Here is a 19,673-nt window from a genome sequence, read left to right on the forward strand (position 1 = left end):
CGGAGATGTGTATAAGAGACAGCCCCACCACCCACGTCCGCGCAGGCAGGAGAGGCATCATGCGTATCGGAATCATCGGAGCGGGCCACATCGGCTCGACGCTCGCCCGGCACTTCGCCGGAATCGGCCACGACGTCGCTCTCGCGAACTCGCGCGGCCCCGAGACGCTGGCGGAGCTGGTCGACGGGATCGACGGTCCCGTTCGGGCGGTCGACGCCGAGGAGGCCGCCCGGTTCGGCCAGGTGGTCGTCGTCTCGATTCCGTACGGGCGCGTCGGCGAGCTGCCCACCGCCGAGCTGCGCGACAAGGTCGTCATCGACACCTGCAACTACTACCCGGCACGTGACGGCCACGAGCCCGACCTGGACGACGACGCCACCACCTCCAGCGAGAAAGTACGGGCCGCGACGGACTCGAACCTGGTCAAGGCGTTCAACGCCATCGGCTGGCAGATCCTCCGCGACCGCGGCCGCCCCAAGGGCGACCCGGCGCGCCTGGCCATCCCGATCTCCGGCGACGACGAGGAGGCCGTGGCCGTGGTGGCCGGCCTGATCCGCGACATCGGCTTCGACCCGGTGAACGCCGGCCATCTCGGCGGGGGAGGACGAAAGCACCAGCCAGGCACCGACACCTACGTCGTGGAGCTGTCCGCCCACGAGCTGGACGCGCGGCTGCACCGCTCCTGAGACATCGCTTCGGCCCGCCGGCGCGGACCGCTTCGGCCGCGCGGCGCCAGCAGGTGGCGTACGAGCGCGACCGCCGCGAGCAGCGCCACGAGCGCGCACACGCCCGGCCACCCGGCCCGGCCGTAGGTCTGCACCCCGAGCCAGGAGCCGGCGCTGCCGCCGAGGTAGGAACACGTCATGTACGCCGTGTTGAGCCTGCTGCGGGCATCGGGGCGCAAGGCCAGGACGCGGGCCTGGTTGGCCACCATGCCCGACTGCATCGCGATGTCGAGCACCAGTGTCCCGACGACCAGGGCGGCCAGCCCCTGCGCACCACCCCGGTCGCCGGGCACGAGGAGCGCGGCGGAGACCAGGACCCCGAGCAGACAGACGAGGTTCACCGGGTCCGGCCCCCGGCGGTCCACCAGCCGGCCGGCCAGCGGGGTGCAGACCATCGTCGCCGCGCCGATCAGGGCGAGGGCCCCGACCGCCTGCGCGCCCATGCCGTAGACCGGGCCGGCGAGGAGAAGCGCCACGCAGGTCCAGACGGCGGAGAAGCCGGCGAAGACGGTCGCCTGGTAGAGGCAGGAGCGGCGCAGCTCGGGTTCCGTACGCAGCAGCCGCACCGACGCGGCGATGAGCGCCGGATAGCGCTCCCCCGAGGACGGCGTCGTGGTCGGCAGCGTGTGGGCCAGGACCATGGCGAGGATCAGGACCAGGACGGCGGCCACCAGATACGGAGCACGCCACCCCAGCCACTCGCCGAGCGACCCGCTGAAGGTGCGGGCCAGCAGCATGCCGCCGATCGAACCGCTCAGCAGCGTGCCCATCACCGCCCCGCGACGTTCGGGAGCCACCAGCCCCGCCGCCAGTGGCGCGATGATCTGGGCGGCCACCGAGGTGACGCCGACGAGCACGCCGGAGGCGACCAGCGGCGGCAGCGCGGGCGCGCAGCCCGCGACGAGCAGGCCCACCCCGGTGAGTGCGAGCAGCGTGACGAGGAACGGACGGTGCGGGAGCCGGTCGCCGAGCGGCACCAGCAGGAAGAGACCGGCCGTGTAACCGACCTGAGTGGCGGTCACCACGAGTGCGGCGGACTCGGGGGAGGTGTCGAGGCCGGTGGCGATCAGCGGGCCGATCGCCTGCGGGAGATAGATGTTGCCCACGGCGATGCCGCAGGTCACGGCGAGGATCAGGACCGTACGACGGTTCAGCTCGGCAGCCATCTCAGTCGACCGGCCCGCCCGCGACGTACAGGATCCGCCCGCAGCCGAATCCCGACCCGGGGCTCACGCCCACCAGGAACGACGGCGCGTACGCGATGTCCTCCGCCCCGCCCACCCGGCCGACGGGACCCGGCATTCGGACGGACGGCGCTACGTCCGGAACACGGCCCAGCCGGCGCGCCGGGCTCCGGGTCATGTCGCCGCGGGCCGCGTCGCCGACATCCGAGAGGCCCGGCACGCCGATGATCCGCCTGCCGACCGACGGCCCGTCATGGGCCGGCCGCAGGGCCACGGCGGCGCCGTTACCGCGTGCCGCCCCGGTCACGATCGCCGTCGCCGTGCGCTGTCCCCTCGCCGTGCGCGGTCCGTTCGGTGGTGGAGTCATGCGGGCAGTCCATGGCATCGCCGCCCGGCGGCCAACAGATGTAGCGTATGGCTTAATGATCCACTACGAGCTGGGCGTCGAGGACCTCGCGGACACCCGCTTCGCGCTCTCACCCCTGCACGAGACGGTGTGCAGTCTGCGGGTGCTCCGCGATCCCGGACTGTCGGCGCTGCACCTGCCGTGGCGCAGATCGGTGCTCGAAAAGCTGGGGGGCGCCGCGCTCGACACCGACCTGCTGATGTCCCTGGTTGGCGGTCGGCTGACCCTCCCCGACTTCCTGACGCCGCGCCCGACGGCCTTCGCCCCGTCCTTCGACGAGGAGCTGGCCGTCGTACGGCGGACCCCGCCCGCCCTGGTCCGCCGTGACCTGGCGGCCGTCCACGTGCCCGGCCAGCTCCCAGACGTCCTGCGGGATGCCACCACCGCCGACGGCGCGCCCGTCGACGCACTGCGCGACGCGCTCTGCGCACTCCTGCGGCAGTACTGGCACCTCGCCGTCGAGCCCGCGTGGCCGCGGATACGACTGCTGCTGGAAGCCGATATGACCTACCGCGCACGGCAGTTGGCCGTCGGCGGCGCGCGCCTGCTCTTCGCCGACATGCATCCGAATCTCCGCTGGCAGAACGGCGTCCTGCGCATCGACAAGATGATCAGCCGCTACCACACGGCGGCGTCCGGCCGGGGACTGCTTCTGGTGCCGTCCGCGTTTGCCCACAAGCCCGCGCCGCCGGTCAGCGCCGAGGAACCGCCGCTGCTGGTCTATCCCAGCCGGGGCGTGGCCACGCTCTGGACCCCGGCGCCCACCGCCGACGCGCCCGCTCTCGTCTCACTCCTGGGCGCGACGCGCGCACGGCTGCTCATCCTCCTCGGCGAACCGCTGCCCACGATCGAGATCGCCCGCCGTTTCCGGGTGACTCCGAGCGCCGTCTCCCAGCACCTGCGGGTGCTGCACGCGACCGGTCTGGTGACCAGGGCGCGCGACGGCCGTCAGGTCCTGTACCGCCGCAGCCCGCTCGGGGACCGGCTGACCAGCTGAGCGGCTGACCGACCGGCTGACCGGCTGGGCCGCCTCCGGCCGAGGCACTTCGCCGGTGTCGGCGCAGTACCGTGTGTAACAGAGGAGGGAGTTATACATGAGCACAGATACGGCTACGGAGAAGGCGGTCCTTGCGGGCGGCTGCTTCTGGGGCATGCAGGATCTGATTCGCGGTCTGCCGGGGGTGATCTCCACCAGGGTCGGTTACACCGGTGGAGACGTCGCCAACGCGACGTACCGCAATCATGGAACGCACGCCGAGGGGATCGAGATCGTCTTCGACCCCGAGAAGACCAGCTACCGCCAGATCCTTGAGTACTTCTTCCAGATCCACGACCCCACGACGCTCAACCGTCAGGGCAACGACATGGGCCTCAGCTACCGCTCGGCCATCTACTTCATCGGCGACGAGCAGAAGCGGATCGCCGAGGACACCATCGCCGACGTCGAGGCCTCCGGCCTGTGGCCGGGGAAGGTCGTCACGGAGGTGGCCGGGGCGGGCGCCTTCTGGGAGGCGGAGCCCGAGCACCAGGACTATCTGATCCGCTACCCCGACGGGTACACCTGCCACTTCATCCGGCCGGGCTGGAAGCTGCCCGCCCGCAGCGAACGACAGGTGCGGTGACGGACGCTTCCGTCGTCGATCGCCGGACGAGCGGCTGATGGCAGCCCGTCCGGCGGTCCGGCAGCTCAGACCCGGCGCTCAAGCGCGTTGCCCGCCGGATCGAGCAGGAACATCGTCCACTGTTCCCCCGGCAGCCCCTCGAAACGGACGTAGGGCTCGATGACGAACGTCGTCCCGGCCGCCCGGAGCCGGTCCGCCAGCTCGTGGAACTCCGGTGGGGTCAGCAGCAGGCCGAAGTGCGGTACGGGGACGTCGTGCCCGTCGACGGCGTTGCGTACGCCTTCGCTCCGGCGCGGCGCCAGATGCGTCACGAACTGGTGGCCGCGCAGATTCCAGTCCACCCAGCTGTCCGAGCTGCGGCCCTCCGAGAGGCCGAGTACGTCGCCGTAGAAGCGGCGCGCGGCGGCGAGGTCATCGACGGGCATGGCCAGGTGGAAGCGCGGTATGCGGGAGTCGGGGGTGGTCATGGAGGGTGTCGCCGCCCTTCGTCGCGGTCGGGAGCACGGGCGCTGTGCGGGCGCTGTACGGATGGTGCGTACGGTCGCCCTACCAGTACTGCCCCGTCAGGCCGGTCTCTCCCGCACCACATCCGTCGGGTCCTTGTCGTCCCGCAGTCCCACGAACCGCGGATGGCGCAGCATCCCGTCCCGGGTCCACTCGGTGAACGCGATCTGGGCGACGAGCCGGGGCTCCGACCAATGCGGAGCCCGCTCCTTGATCACGTCGGCGAACGGCGACCGGGCCGTCGCGGCCTCGTCGAGACGCCGGTGGAGGTCCACCAGCGTCGCGTGGTCGTACCCCGTACCCACCTTGCCCGCGTACCGCAGCCGGCCGCCCTCGTAGTGGCCGAGGAGCAGCGCGCCGAAGCCCACGCGGGAACCGGACGGCTCCGTGTAACCGCCGATGACGAACTCCTGCCCCTGCTCGCACTTGAGCTTCAGCCAGCCCGATGAGCGCCGGGGCTCGTACCGGCCCGCGGCACGTTTCGCGATCAGTCCCTCCCAGCCGCCGGCGCAGGCCCGGTCCAGCAGTTCCTGACCGCCCGCGTTGCGGTGCGGCGTGAAGCGCAGCGGTGCCCGGAAGGACATCGCCCTGCGCAGCAGCGACTTGCGCGAGCGCAGCGAGATCGCGGTGAGATCGGCACCGTCGAGCCGCAGCAGATCGAAGAGGTAGTACGTGACGTCCACCCCGCTGGCGCGCGCCCGGCGGGCGTCGCCGATCCCCATCCGACGCTGGAGCCGCGCGAAGTCGGTACGGCCGTGGGCGTACGCGACGACCTCGCCGTCCACCGTGAAGTCGGGGCAGTCCTGAGCGGCCAGGGCGTCCACGATCTCCGGATATGTGGCGTTCAGCCGCCGTCCGGTGCGCGACAGCAGCCGTACGCCCGAGGTGTCCCGTACGGCGAGCACCCGGACGCCGTCCAGTTTGCGCTCGAAGATCCAGCCGTCGCCGAAGATCCGCCGGTCACTCAGGGTGGCGAGCATCGGCGCGGAGGCCAGTACGGCGCCCGACCGGGTGTGCCCCAGTCTGCGCCGCTCGTCGGGGGACAGCGTGTCCAGGAGGCCGCTCATCGGTCCGCCTCTCTCTGTCGGGTCCGTCATGTCGGGGCCTCCGGTGTCGTCCTCAGCGGCGCGGCTACGGGAGGAGGCTCCCCGGGAAGGGGCGCGGGGTGCGCCTGTGGGCACGGCTGATCACCCGTTAGGGGCGGTCGGCACAGCCGTACGAGCCGCCCCCGCGTCCCCGCGTCCCCCGCGTCCCCGCGCTGCGGCGGATACGCGCCCGCCCGTCACGGAGCCGCCGCAACGTCCGGCGCCCCGGCCGACCGTCTACTCCTCGGGGTCGGGGGAGGGTTCAGCGGGGCGGTGACACCAGCCCCATCTCGTAGGCCATGATGACGAGTTGGACGCGGTCACGCGCGTCGAGCTTGCTGAACAGCCGCGCCACGTGCGCCTTGGCGGTCGCCACGCTGATGACCAGATGGTCGGCGATCTCCCTGTTCGACATGCCGCGTCCCACGAGGACCAGTACCTCGCGCTCCCGCCCGGTGATGCCGGCCACCGCCCGTGCGGGCGGGGCCGGTTCGGGCCGGGCGGCGAACTCCTCGATCAGCCGGCGCGTGACGCTCGGGGCGATGAGGGCCTCACCGGCGGCCACCACCCGGATCGCCGAGAGGATGCCGTCGAGGGACATGTCCTTGATGAGGAAGCCGCTCGCCCCGGCGCGGAGCGCCGCGTACACGTACTCGTCGTCGTCGAACGTCGTGAGGACGACGACACGCGACGACCCGGAACCGGCGGTGATCAGCCCCGTCGCCTCTATGCCGTCCATGCCGGGCATCCGGATGTCCATCACGACGACGTCCGGCCGCAGCTCCCTGACCAGCTGGACCGCCCGGGCGCCGGTCCCGGCCTCACCGACGACGTCCAGGTCGGGGTGGTCGGCGATCAGGACGCGCAGTCCGGAGCGGATCAGCGGCTGGTCGTCGGCGAGCACGACGCGGACCGGAGCCGGATTCGGCTCCGCGTCCCCGGCCGGCGTGTCGGCCGTCACCGGGCCGCGTCCGTCCGCGCGGGGGCATCGCTCTCCGCGCCGGGGTCCGGCACCGGCAGCAGCGCCGCCACGCGGAAGCCGCCCTCCGGGCGCGGCCCGGCGGTCAGCCGCCCGTCGAGCAGGCCGACCCGCTCCCGCATGCCGACCAGACCCCAGCCCCCGGCCCGGTCGATGTCGGCGGGCTCGCACCCACGCCCGTCGTCGATGACCTCGACGGACACCTCCCCGGGCCCGTACTCGACGGTCACCCGGCAGGACCGGGTGCCCGCGTGGCGTACGACATTGGTGACCGCCTCCTGGACGATGCGGTACGCGGACAGGTCGATGTCCGCCGGAATCGCCCGGCGCGCGCCATGCCACCGCAGCTCGACCTCGACACCCGCGCCCGCCGATGTCGACACCGCCAGCCGTTCGACGTCCGCCAGCCCCGGTGCGGGATCGAGGGATACGGGCTCCGCGCCGGGAACCGGTTCCGTACGGCGCAGGGTCCCGAGCGTCCGCCGCAGTCCGGCGAGCGTCTCCCTGCTGGTGGCCTCGATGCTGACGAGCGCCTTGCGGGCCTCGTCCGGCTGGGTGCCGATCACCCGGCTGCCCACCCCCGCCTGGATGGCGATGACACCGATGCTGTGGGCGATCATGTCGTGCAACTCCCGTGCGATGCGCAGCCGTTCGGCGGCGACGGCCCGCGCCGCGGCCTCGGTGCGCTGCGCCACGGCGTGTTCGCGGCGCTCCCGGAGCGACAGCCCGATCATCCAGGCGGCGACCAGCGCCAGGGAGAGGACGACGAGCGTGCGGAGGTAGACGTCCGAGCCGGACGTGAAGTAGGACGCGGACGCGATCTGCACGAGGAGCGTCGGTACGGCGGCGGCGAGCGCGACACGGCGACCACGGGAGGCGACAACGGAGAGCACGGCGAGATCGTTCGCCAGCACCAGCAGATACACCACCTCCCACGAAGGGCGCTGCGCCAGGGCTGCGAACGTACCGACGAGCATCAGTGCCGTGGCGGGCAGCGGGTGGCGTCGCAGCAGGGCCACCGGCAGCGCGATGGCGACCGCGCAGAGGGCGAACCGCAGGCTGGTGGAGTTGGGGGGACCGCTGAGCACCGCGAGCAGCAGCGCGAACGGACAGGCGACACCCCCGCACCAGGCCGCGACTGGCCGCCAGAGCCGGGCCAGGCGTCTGAGCTGCGGAAAGAGCGGAGTGGCCGACATGCGCCGATCGTAACCGCCGCCTCCGCGCAGGGGTATTGGCCGCGAGGCGTACGCCCCCGGGCCACCCCCGCCGCCGTCGTTGTGGCCGACCGCCCGATGCCGAACGGGCCGGTGCCCGGCCACTGTTGGCCGGGTGATCGAAGTCAACGAACTGACCAAGCGCTACGGCGGGACCACCGCCGTCAAGGACCTCAGCTTCACCGTCCGCCCCGGCCAGGTCACCGGGTTCCTCGGCCCCAACGGAGCAGGCAAGAGCACCACCCTTCGGCTGCTCATCGGCCTCGACCGGCCCACCGGCGGCACCGCCACCATCGACGGCCGCCCGTTCCGCGACCGCCCGCGAGGGCTGCGGCACGTCGGCGCGCTGCTCGACGCCCACGACATCCACGGGGGGCGCACCGCACGCGCCCACCTCTCGGCGCTCGCACGCGGCAACGCGCTGCCGAAGGGCCGCGTGGACCACGTCCTCCAAGAGGTGGGTCTGGCCGCCGCCGCCAGGCGCCGTATCGGCGGGTTCTCGCTCGGGATGAAGCAGCGGCTCGGGATCGCCGCCGCGCTGCTCGGCGATCCGCCGGTGCTGCTGTTCGACGAGCCCGTCAACGGCCTTGATCCGGAAGGTGTGTTGTGGGTACGCGGGCTGTTCCGGCGGCTCGCTGCCGAGGGGCGCACGGTGTTCGTCTCCAGCCATCTCATGAGCGAGATGGAGAACACCGCGGACCATCTCGTCGTCATCGGCCGCGGCGAACTCATCGCGGCCGAGAGCGTGCTGGACTTCGCGGCCCGTGGCACGCGGTCGGGCGTGACCGTCCGCACACCGGACGCCGCGGCGCTCACGGCGCTGCTGACGGCCGAGGGCGCGGACGTACGACCGGTCGCGGCCGACGGGCCGGGCGACCTGCTCACCGTAACCGGCCCCGACGCGGCGCGCATCGGTGAACTCGCCCACCGACACCGCATCAGGATCAACGAGTTGACGACCAGCTCCGCCTCGCTCGAAGAGGCGTTCATGGAACTCACCGCCGACAGCGTCGAATACGGCGCGGGGGACCCACGATGACCACGCCGACCGGAACACCGGCCACCGCCCACCGGAGCGAACCCGCGCCCGAGCCGCGCGCCCGGTTCCGCGACCTGATCGCCGCCGAGTGGCTCAAGATGTGGTCGCTCCGCTCGACTCCCTGGGCCTTCGCCGTGAGCGCGCTGCTCGTCGTCGCGGTCAACACGAACGCCGCCGTCGCCGACCACGACAACTGGCCGGGCTACCCCGAGGGGATCCGGGAGCTGTTCGTCCCGATCTGGGCCATGCGGGACGCCTTCACCATCGGCGGGGCGATGATTCTCATGCTCGCCGCCGCGAGTATCGGCGCGCTGACGGTGGTGGGGGAGTACAGCACCGGCCAGATCCGTACGACGTTCGCCGCCGTTCCCGCCCGCCGCTCGGTACTGGCGGCCAAGACCGTCGTCGTCACGGCGGTCACCACCGCTCTCGGTGCCCTCGCCGCCGTGACCTCGTTCGCCGTGACCCAGGCGATCCTGTCCGGCCGGCACGTCGGCCTGCCCTTCGACCATCCGGGCGCCGCACGCGTCATGGTGGCGTCGGCGCTGCTCGCCCCGGTGTGCGCGCTCATCGGCATGAGCCTCGGCGCCCTGATCCGGCACACCGCGACGACGATCGTCACCCTCACCCTGGTCCTTCTCGTCCTGCCGTCCCTCCTCAACGAGGGCGAACACTCGACCGCCTCGCTCCTGCACGCCCTGCCCCAGGGAGCGTGGGCCGAGTTGGTGACGGTGGGCGACTCCCCGGTCCCCGTGGCCTACCCGACGACGATCGCCGGCTCGTGGCTCGTGTACGGGCTCTGGTCGCTCGTCGCGGTGGTGATCGCCGTCGTCGTCACCCACCACCGCGACCCCGCGCCCTGATCCGGTCCGATCCCCGATCCCCGGTCGCCGCCCGCCCGGTCAGGCCGTGGCCCGGCCCGACCCGGGTGCCGCGCTACCGAGTGGTGGTGTGCGCCGTGCCAGCGAAACGGGCGGTCAGCCAGACCGGGTCCACGATGGCCGAGCCGACCACGACGGCGTACGCGCCCGCGTCCATGGCCGCGCGCACGTCGTCCGGTGTCGAGTAGCCGCGCTCGGCGACGACCGGCACCCCGGCCGCGGCCACGAGGGCCCTCACGAGCCCGAGGTCGGGCAGCGGGCCGGTGTTCGCCTTCGCTGGGTAGCCCATGGTCGACGAGCTGACCATCGCGGCACCCGCCGCCACGGCGGTGCGCGCGTCGTCGATCCCCGGCACACCGGCCTTGACCGGCCTGCCCAGCGCGACGAACGACGCGATCAGTTCGGACAGGTCCTGCCCGTCGTGGCGGCGCGCCGCCGAGTCCGCCTCCAGTTCGACGACGTCGGCGCCGGCCTCCACGAGCGCGGCCGCGTGGGCGGTCGTCGGCGTGATGCGGACGACCCCGCCGTGCGAGCCGTCGATGCTCACGGCGAGCAGGGGGAGGCCGGGGACGGCGCGCTTCACGGCGCGTACGGCGTCCGGGCCGTCCACCTTCACGGCGACGGCGCCACCGGACTGCGCGGCGGCGGCGAGCCGGACGACGTCGTCGACATGTCGCCAGGGCGACTGGGGCGACGGGGTGAGCGAGACGATCAGCCCGCGGGGAAGGATGTTCATGCCGTGAACTCCTCGCCGTTCACCAGGACGCGCTCGACGGCGACGTCCTCGTCGGTCACGATCAGGTCGGCCGGGCCGCCGAGGGTGAGTTCCCCCGCGCCGGTGAGCCCGTAGAAGCGGGCGGGCGCGCGGCTGGCCAGGTTCACCGCGCGGTCGACGGGCCAGTCGTGCTCGACCAGTTTGCGCACCTGCTGAAGCAGCGTCACCGTGCTGCCGGCGAGGGTGCCGTCGGGCAGGCGCGGCACGCCCTCGGTGACCGTGACCGTGAAGCCGCCCACGGTGAAGGCACCGTCGCCCGCCCCCGCCGGGGACGCGGCGTCGGTGACGAGCATGATGCGGTGCTCGGCGGCCTTGAGCGCGAACAGGGAGGTCTCGCGCGCCAGATGGATGTCGTCGGCGATGAGCTGGATGGCGACCTCCTCCCGGTTGAGCGTCGCGCCCGCGATACCGGGGGCGCGGTGGCTGAACGGGATCATCCCGTTGAACAGGTGCGTGACCGCGCGGGCGCCCGCGTCGAAGCCCGCGTACGCGGTCGCCGTGTCGGCGCCGGAGTGCCCGGCCTGCACGATCACCCCTTCCCGGGCGGCCCAGGCGATCAGCTCCAGCGCGCCGGGCAGTTCGGGGGCGACGGTGATCGTGCGCAGCGGCCCGGCGTCGAGGAATCGCCGCACGATGCCGATGTCCGGGTCGCGGAGATACATGGGGCGGTGCACGCCGCGGTGGTGCGGGGACAGGAACGGGCCCTCTGCGTGCACGCCGACGACCTTCGCGCCGCGCGACGCCGATCGCCGGAGCTCGCCGAGTACGCGGAGCTGCCGGACCACGTTGTCCTCGGAGTCGGTGATGACGGTGGGCTGCACGTGGAACACGCCGTCACGCGTGAGCGCCGCGAACGCCCGCTCGAACTCCTCGGCCGTCGCGGCGTTGAAGTCGACCCCGCCGTACCCGTTGACCTGTAGGTCCACCAGGCCGGGCAGGACGTACCCCGTACCGGTCGACGGCAGACCGGCGCGTACCAACCGTCCGTCGTCGACCTCGATGTCGCCCTTCACCCAGGCGCCGGCGATGACGGCGCCACGTGCGGAAACTCTCATGGATACAACCTCGCTAGATGAGGGACGGCGCCGCGGCCGGTGGGTTCCGCCGCGGTCTGGGGATGGTGCGCGCGCCCGGTCTGGCCCTCCAGGGCCGCGCGGAAGCGGTAGCGGTCGCCGCGGTAGACGCTGCGGCACCACTGCACGACACGGCGGTTCTCGTCGAAGGTGGTCTGGACGATCTCCAGGACGGGATCGCCCGAACCGAGGCCGAGCCGCTCGGCGATCTCGGCGGTCGCGCCGCGCGCCTCGATGACGCAATCGGCTCTGACGGCGTGCAGGCCGTACTCCTCGGCGAGCGTGGAGTACAGGGAAGCGGTCGTGAAATCGTGATCGCCCAGTCCGGGCGCCGGCCCCTCCGGAATGAGCGAGAAGTCGATCAAGGTGGGGATGCCGTCGAGATATCGCAGCCGGACCAGTTCGACGACGGGAGCGCCCGGCGCGATTCCCAGCAGGTCCGCCTCGTCGAGCGAGCCCGCGCGGGTGAGGCACTTCAGCACCTTCGAGCTGGAGGTCAGGCCGTTCGCGGCGGCGAGGTCCGAGAAGCTCACGAGCCCGGTGGCGCCCTCCTCGATCGACTCCGCCTCCGGCTCGCCGGTTCGCAGCGAGACCGGCGCCGCCGTCTCCGCCCGCACCCAGCGGGCACCCGCCACGACGTTGACCAGACCGGCCACCTCCAGATCCTTCAGTGCCTGGCGGACGGTGACCCGGCTGACGTCGAACTGACTGGCGAGAACCCGCTCGGAGGGCATTCTCGAACCGGGCGCGATGACCCCCGACTCGATGCGTTCCCTGAGGTGTTGCGCCACCTTGCGGTGCAGTGCTGGCGAAGTAGACATAGACCCGATTGTGTCCGTTGGAATGGAAGGGGATGGACGTACGGTGCGGAGACGGGCGTCCGGCCGCCGGGCCGGTGACGGCTACTCGCCGTCGTCGAGCTTGGTGCCGGTGTCGAGGAAGAGGAACTCGTCGGGATCGATCCCCCGGGCCCGCGCCGAGCGCAGCGCGACCTGTTGCAGCAGCGCCGCCACGAAGATCGGGATCTCCAGGGGGCCGCGCGTCTCGATCGGCACGACCAGGGTCCGCTCGCGGTGGGCGGCCGGTGCGCCGGTGCGCAGCTCGACGATCTGACGGCCGAGCGAGCCGAGTGCTCGGACGATCTGCTCGTCGTCGGGACCGTCGAGCACGAGGTGCAGTGTCGAGGGGTGGGTCGACTCCATCAACCCGTGCAGGTACTGCCGCGTCTCGAACGACGCCGCGGGCACCCGCACCACCTCGCGCAGCAGCAGCGCGCCGCCTTCGACCGCGCCGTACTGGTCCGCCGGCGCCACCAGGTCGATGATCGACGCGGCCGACAGCCGGTCCGCGATCTCCTCGGCCTGCGGGGAGGTCGCGTCGAGGAACCCGGCCAGCCGCTCTCCCAGGCTGAGCCACGACGCGGACGGTTCGCCGTCGGTCCAGGTCTCGGCGAGCATCGAGACGGCCATCGCCGAGGCGGTGAAGCCGATCGTCGAGGCGAGACTGTCGGGCAGGTCGCCGAGGGTGAGTACCGAGTCGGCGGCGGAGGCCATCGGCGAGTCGGTGACGTTCACGACCGCGAGCTTGCGGCCGGAGGCCGCGCGCAGCACGTCGACCGTCTCGCGGCTGCGGCCCGACTGCGACAGCGCGATGAGCGTGGCGTTCTCGTCGAACGGACCCGCCTCGGCCGCGTTGAGCCGCACACTCGGGATGCCGTGTGCCGAGAGGTGGGCGGCCGGCGCGGCGAGCGCCGAGAGGCTCGCGCCGATGCCGATGAAGGTGACCTGGGCGGGCCGGCCGACGGCGCCCGCCGCGGCGAGCGCCCGCTCGCGCAGCACCGGAGCGACCTCGGTGAGACGGCCGGTCTGGTCCAGCACACCCTCCTCGAAGGGGATGAAGCCCTGTCGCAGAAACGCGTTGACACTCATCGGCCGCTAGCCGCCCTTCCTCGTCGTGCCAGGGAATCGATCACGACGGCGACGACGAGTACAGCGCCGGTGATCACGTACTTGACGGCGGAGGTCTGGTTGAGCAGATCCATGCCGTTGGACACCGCTCCGATGACGAGCATGCCGAGGAGTGCCGAGTAGGCGGTGCCGCGCCCGCCGAAGAGGCTGGTGCCGCCGATGACCGCGGCGGCGATCGCGTTCAGGAGGATGTCGCTGCCGCCGCTGGCCTGGTTGACCGCGAAGAGGCGGGAGGCCGCCAGCACACCGCCGAAGGCCGCGAGGGACGAGCCGATCGTGAAGGCGATGACCTTGACCGTGCCGACCTGGATGCCCGCGCGCCGGGCCGCCTCGGCGTTGCCGCCGACGGCGAACAGCTTGCGGCCGAACGTCGTACCGCGCAGAGTCACGTCCACGATCACCACGAGCCCGACGAAGATGATCAGCGACAGGGGTATGCCGTGCCACTGCGCGAAGACGGTCGTCGCCGCGAGGATCACGACCGTGATCACGGACGCGGGTATCAGACTCCCGGCGAGCGGTCGCACGGTCAGACCGCGCTCGCGCCGGCGCCCGGCCGTGCGGAACGCCCTGCCGAACGCCACCGTCGCGTAGAGGAGGGCGATCACATAGCCGATCCACGCGGGGAGCGTGGTGTTGGCGAGGGAGGCGATCGTGCCGTCGTAGGGGATGTTGATCGTGCCGTGGTTGCCCAGTACGAGGAGCTGGCCGCCCTGCCAGGCGAGCAGACCGCCCAGGGTCAGCACGAACGACGGAACGCCGAGCTTGGTGAAGATGAACCCGTGGAACAGCCCGATCGCGGCGCCGAACACGATCGCCAGGACGATCGCGAGGACCGGCGGCCAGCCCATGTTGATGCTCAGCACGACCATGGCGGCGGAGGTGATCCCGCTCACCGAGCCGGCCGAGAGGTCGATCTCCCCGATGATCAGGACGAACACGATGCCGAGCGCGATGACGCCGGTCGAGGCGATCTGCAGGCTCAGGTTGGAGAGGTTCTGCGGTGAGAGGAACCGCTGGTTCGCGATCTGGAAGACCAGCGAGATGACGACGAGGCCGAGGATGACGGGCAGCGGTCCGAAGTCGCCGGTGCGCAGGCGCTGGACGCGCTCCCGTACCCAGTTCCCCTCCGACGGTGGTCCAGGTGGCAGGAGACTTTCCCGAGGGCGGCCGGTGGTGATGTTCGTGGTCACTGTCATCCTTCCTCGGCCCGGTCGCGGCGCAGCTTCCGGCGCTTGTGGGCACTGCTGTCGGCGATGCCCGTGATGGCGGCGACGACTTGCTCCTCGGTGGTCCCCTCGACGGGGAACTCGCTGACGCTGCGTCCGAGCCGCAGGCAGACGATCCGGTCCGCCACGTCGAAGACGTCGGCGAGGTTGTGACTCACCATCAGGACGGCGTGCCCCTCGGCGCGCAGCCGCTCGATGAGTTCGAGCACCTCGGCGGTCTGCTCGACGCCGAGGGCCGCGGTGGGTTCGTCCAGGATGACGAGCCGCGGGTCGCCGAGCAGGGACCGCGCGATGGCGACGGACTGGCGCTGCCCGCCCGAGAGCGACGAGACGGGGGCACGCAGGTCCTTGATCCTCACGGAGAGCCGCTTGAGCAGCCCGACGGCGATCTGCTCCATGTCGAGCGCGCTGAGGAAGCCCCCGTGGTGCCTCTCGCGCCCGAGGAACAGATTGGCGACGACATCGAGGTTGTCGCACAGCGCGAGGTCCTGGTAGACCGTCGCGATGCCGAGGCGGGTCGAGTCGATGGGCTTGCGCGGGGACACCTGCTCGCCGTTGACCGACATGGTGCCGCCGTCGCGGGGGTGCGCTCCGGAGACCGTCTTGATCAGGGTGGACTTGCCCGCCCCGTTGTCGCCGACGAGTGCCACGACCTCTCCTGCGGCGACGCTCATGCTGACGTCGCTGAGCGCCTGCACGGCGCCGAAGCTCTTGCTGATGTGCTCCAGATCGAGCACGGGCGGCGGACTTTCCGCCGTTTTCTCGACGGTCGAAGTCATCGGCTGTCTCCTTTCATGTTCTGTCGGTGCGCCGCGGCGGCGACCGCGACCGGCTTGGCGAGGTGCCACGCGGCCGCCCCGGCGAGGCCGGCGTCGTCACCGCAGAGGGCGGCGCGCACCTCGACGTCCCAGGAGACGTGCGAGGCCGCGGTGTCGCGGATACGGCGGTCGAGCTCGTCGAGCAGGTGGGCGCCGGCCGCGCGGGCGAGCCCGCCGCCGACCACCAGCACGTCGGGCGAGACGACGTGGCACAGGAGCACCGCGGCGGCGGCCGCCACGTCGGCGATGTCGGCGAGCGCGCCGGCCGCCAGCTCGCGGGCATGCCGCGCCTCAGGTGTGGTGCCGGCGCCGGAGGCGAGTTCGGTCAAGGTGCGGTAGTCGACGTCCCTGCCGAGTTCACGCGCGACCTGGCGCACGCGCTGTCCCGAACCGAGGTCCTCGATCATGGGGCGGCCGGCGCCGAGCAGGTGCAGGAACCCGATCTGGAACCCCGACAGACGCCCCGACAGCACGCGGCCGTCGCTCACCGCGGCCGCGCCGACCCCCGTGGAGAGGGTGAGATAGGCCGTCGTCGCGGTAGTGGCTCCGGCGCCGAAGTACGCCTCGCCGACCGCCGCCAGCTCGGCGTCGCCGGCCAGCTCGACGGCCAGTCCGGTGACCTCGGAGAGGTGAGCGGCCGACAGCCGGTCGAGGTCGGTGGACGGCAGGTTCCGTGCCACGTGCAGACGCCCCTGGACGTGGTCCACCCGTCCGGGCAGGCCGACGACGGCCGAGACGGCGTCCGTACCGGCCGCGATCCGGGTCATGAGATCGGTGACCTGCTCGTGCGCGGCGCCGTGCCGGACGGGCTCCTTGAGCCGGGCGGTCAGGACGCCGCTCCGGTCGACGAGCGCCGCACGGGCCGTGGTGCCGCCCAGATCGACTGCTACGCACTGGGCGGCATCACCGGTGGGGAGAGAGGTCACTTAGCGGAGTCCCGCCTTGACGCACGCCTTCTCGTAGTCGGCCGTGCAGATCTGGTCGACAGTCAGATAGTCGCCGTCGAGCAGAACCTCCTTCATGTTCTCCATCGTCACGGCGATGGATTCGAGCAGGTAGGCGGGCACCTTCTGGGCGCCGTCGTCCACGGTGCCGTTGAGGAGGTCGCCGGACGGCTTCTCGCCGTTGGCGAGCGCGGCGGCGGCCTTGGCGCCGATCTGCGCCTCGGTCTCGACCGGCAGGTACGTGCTCTCGTACAGATCGCCGGCCACCATGTTCTGGATGGCGTCGAGTTGGGTGTCCAGGCCGGTGACGGGCGGCATCGGTTTGACGCCCGCGCTCTTGAGGGCGGCGACGACACCGGTGGCCATGCCGTCGTTGCCCGCGTAGACGCCGTCGATGTTGGACGCGCCCAGCTTGGTGATGGCCTGCTGCATCTGGTTCTGCGCGTTGGCGGCCGACCAGCCCTTGGTGTCGTACTCGGCGGCGACGGTGAAGCCGGACTTGTCGATGACGCTGTGTGCGCCTTCCTTCTCGGGCTTCGCGCCGGAGTCGACCGGGTCGCCGTTCATCATGACGACGTTGCCGGAGGTCTTGCCGTCCTTCTTCAGCTTGTCGAGCAGCGACCGCATGCCGACGGCGCCCTGCTGGACGTTGTCGAACTTCACCGCGTAGTCCACGCCCGCGTTGTAGATGACGCGGTCGTAGCTCATGACCTTCGCGCCCTGCTGGCGGGCGCTGGCCACCGCGGCCCCGGCGGCGTTGGAGTCGACGGGGTCGATCACCAGAACGCTCGCCCCCGCGGTCAACGCCGACTCGACCTGGCTCAGTTGCTTGCCGGCGTCCCCGGCCGCGTTGTAGTAGCGGAGCTGACACTTGGGGCAGCTCTCCGTGAGCTGCTTCTCGAAGGTCGGCTTGTCCCGCGCCTCGTAACGGGCGGTCGCGTTCTCCGGGAGCAGGAGCGCGACGATCGGGTTCTTCTTGGCGTTGCCGACGGCCGAGCTGCCGGACGTGTCGTCCGTTCCCCCGGATCCGCCCTGTCCGCAGGAGGCCAGCAGGAATGCTCCGACCGCGGCCACGCCCACGACGGCCATGGGTCTGCGGCGTGAATGAGAATTGAGGTTCATGAGTGGTTTGTCTCCCTCGGGCCATTTGTGGCGGGGTGATGTGAAGCACGCTAGAACTGGCGGCAACCACTGGTCAACCCTCTGGTATCACGGCTCGATAACTGAAGTAGACCACTGGTATTACCCGGCTCCGGCCAGGGAATATTCACTCGCCCAAGCGCAAGCGTCGCAGCGGGAGTGGCTTTCACTCCCGCTGTGACGCTGCGGCCAACCCCTCCGGCCCACTTCTGGTCTGAACCGGTGGTATGTCTGATGGTCCGCTTTCTCGGGCGGACAGGAACCGCGGACAGGAACTAGGAGGCGCGGTGCGCGGGCTGGAGCCCGGCGTACACCCCGCCCCGTGTCATCAGCGCCTCGTGCGTGCCGACCTCGGCGATCCGGCCGTGCTCCATCACCACGATGCGGTCCGCGCCCCGGATGGTGGACAGGCGGTGGGCGACGACGAAGACCGTGCGGCCGTCGACCAGTCGCGCCAGCGCCTCCTGCACCAGTGCCTCCGAGCGGGTGTCGAGCGCGGACGTGGCCTCGTCCAGGACGAGCACCCTGGGGTCGCGTATGAGCGCGCGGGCTATCGCGAGCCGCTGCTTCTGGCCGCCGGAGAGGCGCGCGCCGCGCTCCCCGACGACGGTGTCGAGCCCGTCCGGCAGCCGGTCGACGAATTCGAGTGCGTTCGCGTCGCGCAGCGCCCGCCGCACGGTGGTCTCCTCCGTGCCGTCGAGCCCGTACGTGACGTTCTCGCGGATCGTGCCCTCGAAGAGGATCGACTCCTGCGGGACGACGGACAGAAACCGGCGGTAGCTGCGCAGGTCGAGGGTGGCCATGTCCGTGCCGTCCAGCAGGATGCGGCCGGAGGTGGGGCGGATGAAACCGATCAGGAGGTTGAGCACGGTCGACTTGCCCGCGCCGGACGCGCCGACCAGGGCGACGGTCTCGCCGGGCCGCGCGGACAGGGTGAAGCCCTCCACGGCGGTGTCGGGCGAGCTGTCGTAACGGAAGCCCACGTCCTGGAAGTCGATGCGTCCGTCGACCGAATCGACCTGCTCCTTGCCCGCGTTGCTTTCGAGGTCGGGAGCCTGCAGGACCTCGCCCGCCGACCGTACGGACTCAAGTCCCTTGCTGATGACGGGCGCCAGGCCGAGCAGCGTCACCATGGAGCCGGTCAGGGTGGTGAAGAACGCGCTCAGCATGACGACGTCGCCCGCCGTGATGGGCAGCAGACCGTGGTACGCGACGAGCGCCGAGCCCGCGAGGCACGCCACGCCCAGGGAGTTGAGCAGGATCCACGCGAGCGCGCCGAAGCGCCCGTTGAGCAGATCGAGCCGCACCCCGGCCGCGAGCACCTGGCGCAGCGAGCCGTCGATACGGACCATCGCCGCGCCCTCCAGACCGTGCGCGCGGGTGATCGGGATCAGCGACGTCATCTCACTGACCCGTGAGGACATGCGCTCCACCTCGTGGCGGAACGCCGCGTTGTGGCTCTGGAGACGGCCGCGCAGCCGCACGATCAGGAAACCGGCGGCGGGGACGACGAGCAGGAAGACGGGGAGGAACGACGGTACCCGCACCCCGATCACGACGAGACCGCCGACGAGCGTGATGACGGCGGCCAGCCCCATGTCCGAGGACTGCTGCACCATCTGCTCCACCGTCTCCACGTCCCTGACCACCTTGGCCTGGAGCACGCCGGCGCTCACCCGCGAGTGGTAGCCGATCGAGAGCTGCTGCATACGGCGGCACAGCGCGTCGCGCAGCCCCATGCCCACGCGCCGTACGCTCCCGGCCAGACACCGCACATAGAGCAGATGCAGCGGGAAGTTGAGCAGCAGGACCACCAGCAGCACGCCCGCGTTGATCCAGATGTCGGATTCCGGACCGTGCCGCACGACGGTGTCGATGATGTTGGCGGTGATGAGGGGGAGCAGCCAGATCGGGCTGTGCTTTCCGATGAAGGCGAGGACGGCGACCGCGAGCCGGGGGCGGTCGGGACGGAAGAGATAGCCGAGGGTCCGTACGGGATGCTCGCCCCGGTAGCGGTGGTCGAGCGCCGCCGATGACGGGGTGGTGGAGACCGGTCGCTGCATGGGCCAAGCAAATCTCGCGCCTCGC

The 19,673-nt window shown here is 71.6% G+C and carries 20 protein-coding genes; 5 read left to right on the plus strand and 15 right to left on the minus strand.

All coding sequences use genetic code 11. From position 1 onward, the window contains the following. Positions 1–686: NADPH-dependent F420 reductase (locus P3L51_RS00005; RefSeq protein ID WP_354602868.1), on the plus strand; the 686-nt coding region annotated here is incomplete at its 5' end. On the opposite strand, the gene P3L51_RS00010 is transcribed toward P3L51_RS00005, so the two are convergent. Together P3L51_RS00010 and P3L51_RS00015 are read right to left on the minus strand one after the other, a co-directional pair. Next, on the minus strand, positions 632–1,891 hold the full coding sequence (locus P3L51_RS00010) for an MFS transporter (RefSeq protein ID WP_354602869.1): 1,260 nt from the start codon (positions 1,889–1,891) through the stop codon (positions 632–634). The two genes, P3L51_RS00005 and P3L51_RS00010, sit on opposite strands and share 55 nt — an antisense overlap. A gap of 1 nt (position 1,892) precedes the next feature. Continuing rightward, complete coding sequence (locus tag P3L51_RS00015; protein ID WP_354602870.1) at positions 1,893–2,276, minus strand: hypothetical protein; 384 nt, start codon at positions 2,274–2,276, stop codon at positions 1,893–1,895. 55 nt (positions 2,277–2,331) lie between these two features. On the opposite strand from P3L51_RS00015, the gene P3L51_RS00020 reads away from it, so the two are divergent. Both P3L51_RS00020 and msrA read left to right on the plus strand, forming a co-directional pair. After that, the gene (locus tag P3L51_RS00020; RefSeq protein ID WP_354602871.1) at positions 2,332–3,312 is read left to right on the plus strand and encodes an ArsR/SmtB family transcription factor; all 981 of its coding nucleotides are present in this window, start codon (positions 2,332–2,334) and stop codon (positions 3,310–3,312) included. A gap of 97 nt (positions 3,313–3,409) precedes the next feature. Further along, positions 3,410–3,937 carry a peptide-methionine (S)-S-oxide reductase MsrA gene (gene msrA, locus P3L51_RS00025; protein WP_354602872.1) on the plus strand — a complete coding sequence of 176 codons (528 nt, stop codon included), beginning with the start codon at positions 3,410–3,412 and terminating at the stop codon, positions 3,935–3,937. A gap of 65 nt (positions 3,938–4,002) precedes the next feature. On the opposite strand, the gene P3L51_RS00030 is transcribed toward msrA, so the two are convergent. The 4 genes from P3L51_RS00030 to P3L51_RS00045 all read right to left on the minus strand — a co-directional run bounded on the left by P3L51_RS00030 (position 4,003) and on the right by P3L51_RS00045 (position 7,701). After that, the gene (locus tag P3L51_RS00030) at positions 4,003–4,404 is read right to left on the minus strand and encodes a VOC family protein (protein WP_354602873.1); all 402 of its coding nucleotides are present in this window, start codon (positions 4,402–4,404) and stop codon (positions 4,003–4,005) included. Positions 4,405–4,500: 96 nt separating this feature from the next. Continuing rightward, entirely contained in the window at positions 4,501–5,508 is a 1,008-nt protein-coding gene (gene ligD / locus P3L51_RS00035) for a non-homologous end-joining DNA ligase (RefSeq protein ID WP_354602874.1), read from the minus strand. A 280-nt stretch (positions 5,509–5,788) separates the two neighbouring features. Continuing rightward, positions 5,789–6,487: a response regulator gene (locus P3L51_RS00040; RefSeq protein ID WP_354602875.1), complete on the minus strand. Its 699-nt coding sequence runs from the start codon at positions 6,485–6,487 to the stop codon at positions 5,789–5,791. Continuing rightward, positions 6,484–7,701, minus strand: coding sequence for a sensor histidine kinase (locus P3L51_RS00045; RefSeq protein WP_354602876.1), 1,218 nt, complete (start codon positions 7,699–7,701; stop codon positions 6,484–6,486). The genes P3L51_RS00040 and P3L51_RS00045 overlap by 4 nt, the downstream gene beginning before the upstream one ends. A 133-nt stretch (positions 7,702–7,834) precedes the next feature. Here P3L51_RS00045 and P3L51_RS00050 point away from each other — a divergent pair, with 133 nt between their 5' ends. Together P3L51_RS00050 and P3L51_RS00055 are read left to right on the plus strand one after the other, a co-directional pair. Then, on the plus strand, positions 7,835–8,758 hold the full coding sequence (locus P3L51_RS00050; RefSeq protein ID WP_354602877.1) for an ABC transporter ATP-binding protein: 924 nt from the start codon (positions 7,835–7,837) through the stop codon (positions 8,756–8,758). After that, on the plus strand, positions 8,755–9,621 hold the full coding sequence (locus P3L51_RS00055) for an ABC transporter permease (RefSeq protein WP_354602878.1): 867 nt from the start codon (positions 8,755–8,757) through the stop codon (positions 9,619–9,621). Before P3L51_RS00050 ends, P3L51_RS00055 begins: the two co-directional genes overlap by 4 nt. Positions 9,622–9,694: 73 nt before the next feature. On the opposite strand, the gene P3L51_RS00060 is transcribed toward P3L51_RS00055, so the two are convergent. The 9 genes from P3L51_RS00060 to P3L51_RS00100 all read right to left on the minus strand — a co-directional run bounded on the left by P3L51_RS00060 (position 9,695) and on the right by P3L51_RS00100 (position 19,648). After that, positions 9,695–10,375, minus strand: a complete 681-nt coding sequence (locus P3L51_RS00060) for an N-acetylmannosamine-6-phosphate 2-epimerase (protein ID WP_354602879.1) — start codon at positions 10,373–10,375, stop codon at positions 9,695–9,697. Continuing rightward, on the minus strand, positions 10,372–11,469 hold the full coding sequence (gene nagA / locus P3L51_RS00065; protein ID WP_354602880.1) for an N-acetylglucosamine-6-phosphate deacetylase: 1,098 nt from the start codon (positions 11,467–11,469) through the stop codon (positions 10,372–10,374). The genes P3L51_RS00060 and nagA overlap by 4 nt, the downstream gene beginning before the upstream one ends. Beyond that, positions 11,466–12,308 (minus strand): GntR family transcriptional regulator, encoded by an 843-nt coding sequence (locus tag P3L51_RS00070; RefSeq protein ID WP_354602881.1) that lies wholly within the window; start codon positions 12,306–12,308, stop codon positions 11,466–11,468. Before P3L51_RS00070 ends, nagA begins: the two co-directional genes overlap by 4 nt. Positions 12,309–12,389: 81 nt before the next feature. After that, positions 12,390–13,415, minus strand: coding sequence for an SIS domain-containing protein (locus tag P3L51_RS00075; protein ID WP_354602882.1), 1,026 nt, complete (start codon positions 13,413–13,415; stop codon positions 12,390–12,392). After that, complete coding sequence (locus tag P3L51_RS00080) at positions 13,412–14,653, minus strand: sugar ABC transporter permease (protein WP_354602883.1); 1,242 nt, start codon at positions 14,651–14,653, stop codon at positions 13,412–13,414. The genes P3L51_RS00075 and P3L51_RS00080 overlap by 4 nt, the downstream gene beginning before the upstream one ends. Continuing rightward, positions 14,650–15,462: an ATP-binding cassette domain-containing protein gene (locus P3L51_RS00085; protein WP_354602884.1), complete on the minus strand. Its 813-nt coding sequence runs from the start codon at positions 15,460–15,462 to the stop codon at positions 14,650–14,652. The genes P3L51_RS00080 and P3L51_RS00085 overlap by 4 nt, the downstream gene beginning before the upstream one ends. Further along, a complete protein-coding gene (locus P3L51_RS00090; protein ID WP_354602885.1) occupies positions 15,459–16,427 on the minus strand; it encodes an ROK family protein in 969 nt (322 codons plus the stop codon). Before P3L51_RS00090 ends, P3L51_RS00085 begins: the two co-directional genes overlap by 4 nt. Beyond that, positions 16,428–17,567 carry a substrate-binding domain-containing protein gene (locus tag P3L51_RS00095; protein WP_354602886.1) on the minus strand — a complete coding sequence of 380 codons (1,140 nt, stop codon included), beginning with the start codon at positions 17,565–17,567 and terminating at the stop codon, positions 16,428–16,430. A 293-nt stretch (positions 17,568–17,860) separates the two neighbouring features. Continuing rightward, positions 17,861–19,648 (minus strand): ABC transporter ATP-binding protein, encoded by a 1,788-nt coding sequence (locus P3L51_RS00100; protein ID WP_354602887.1) that lies wholly within the window; start codon positions 19,646–19,648, stop codon positions 17,861–17,863. Positions 19,649–19,673: the final 25 nt, after the last annotated feature.

The sequence above is a fragment of the Streptomyces panacea genome (assembly GCF_040560175.1).
Taxonomy (GTDB): Bacteria; Actinomycetota; Actinomycetes; order Streptomycetales; family Streptomycetaceae; genus Streptomyces; species Streptomyces panacea.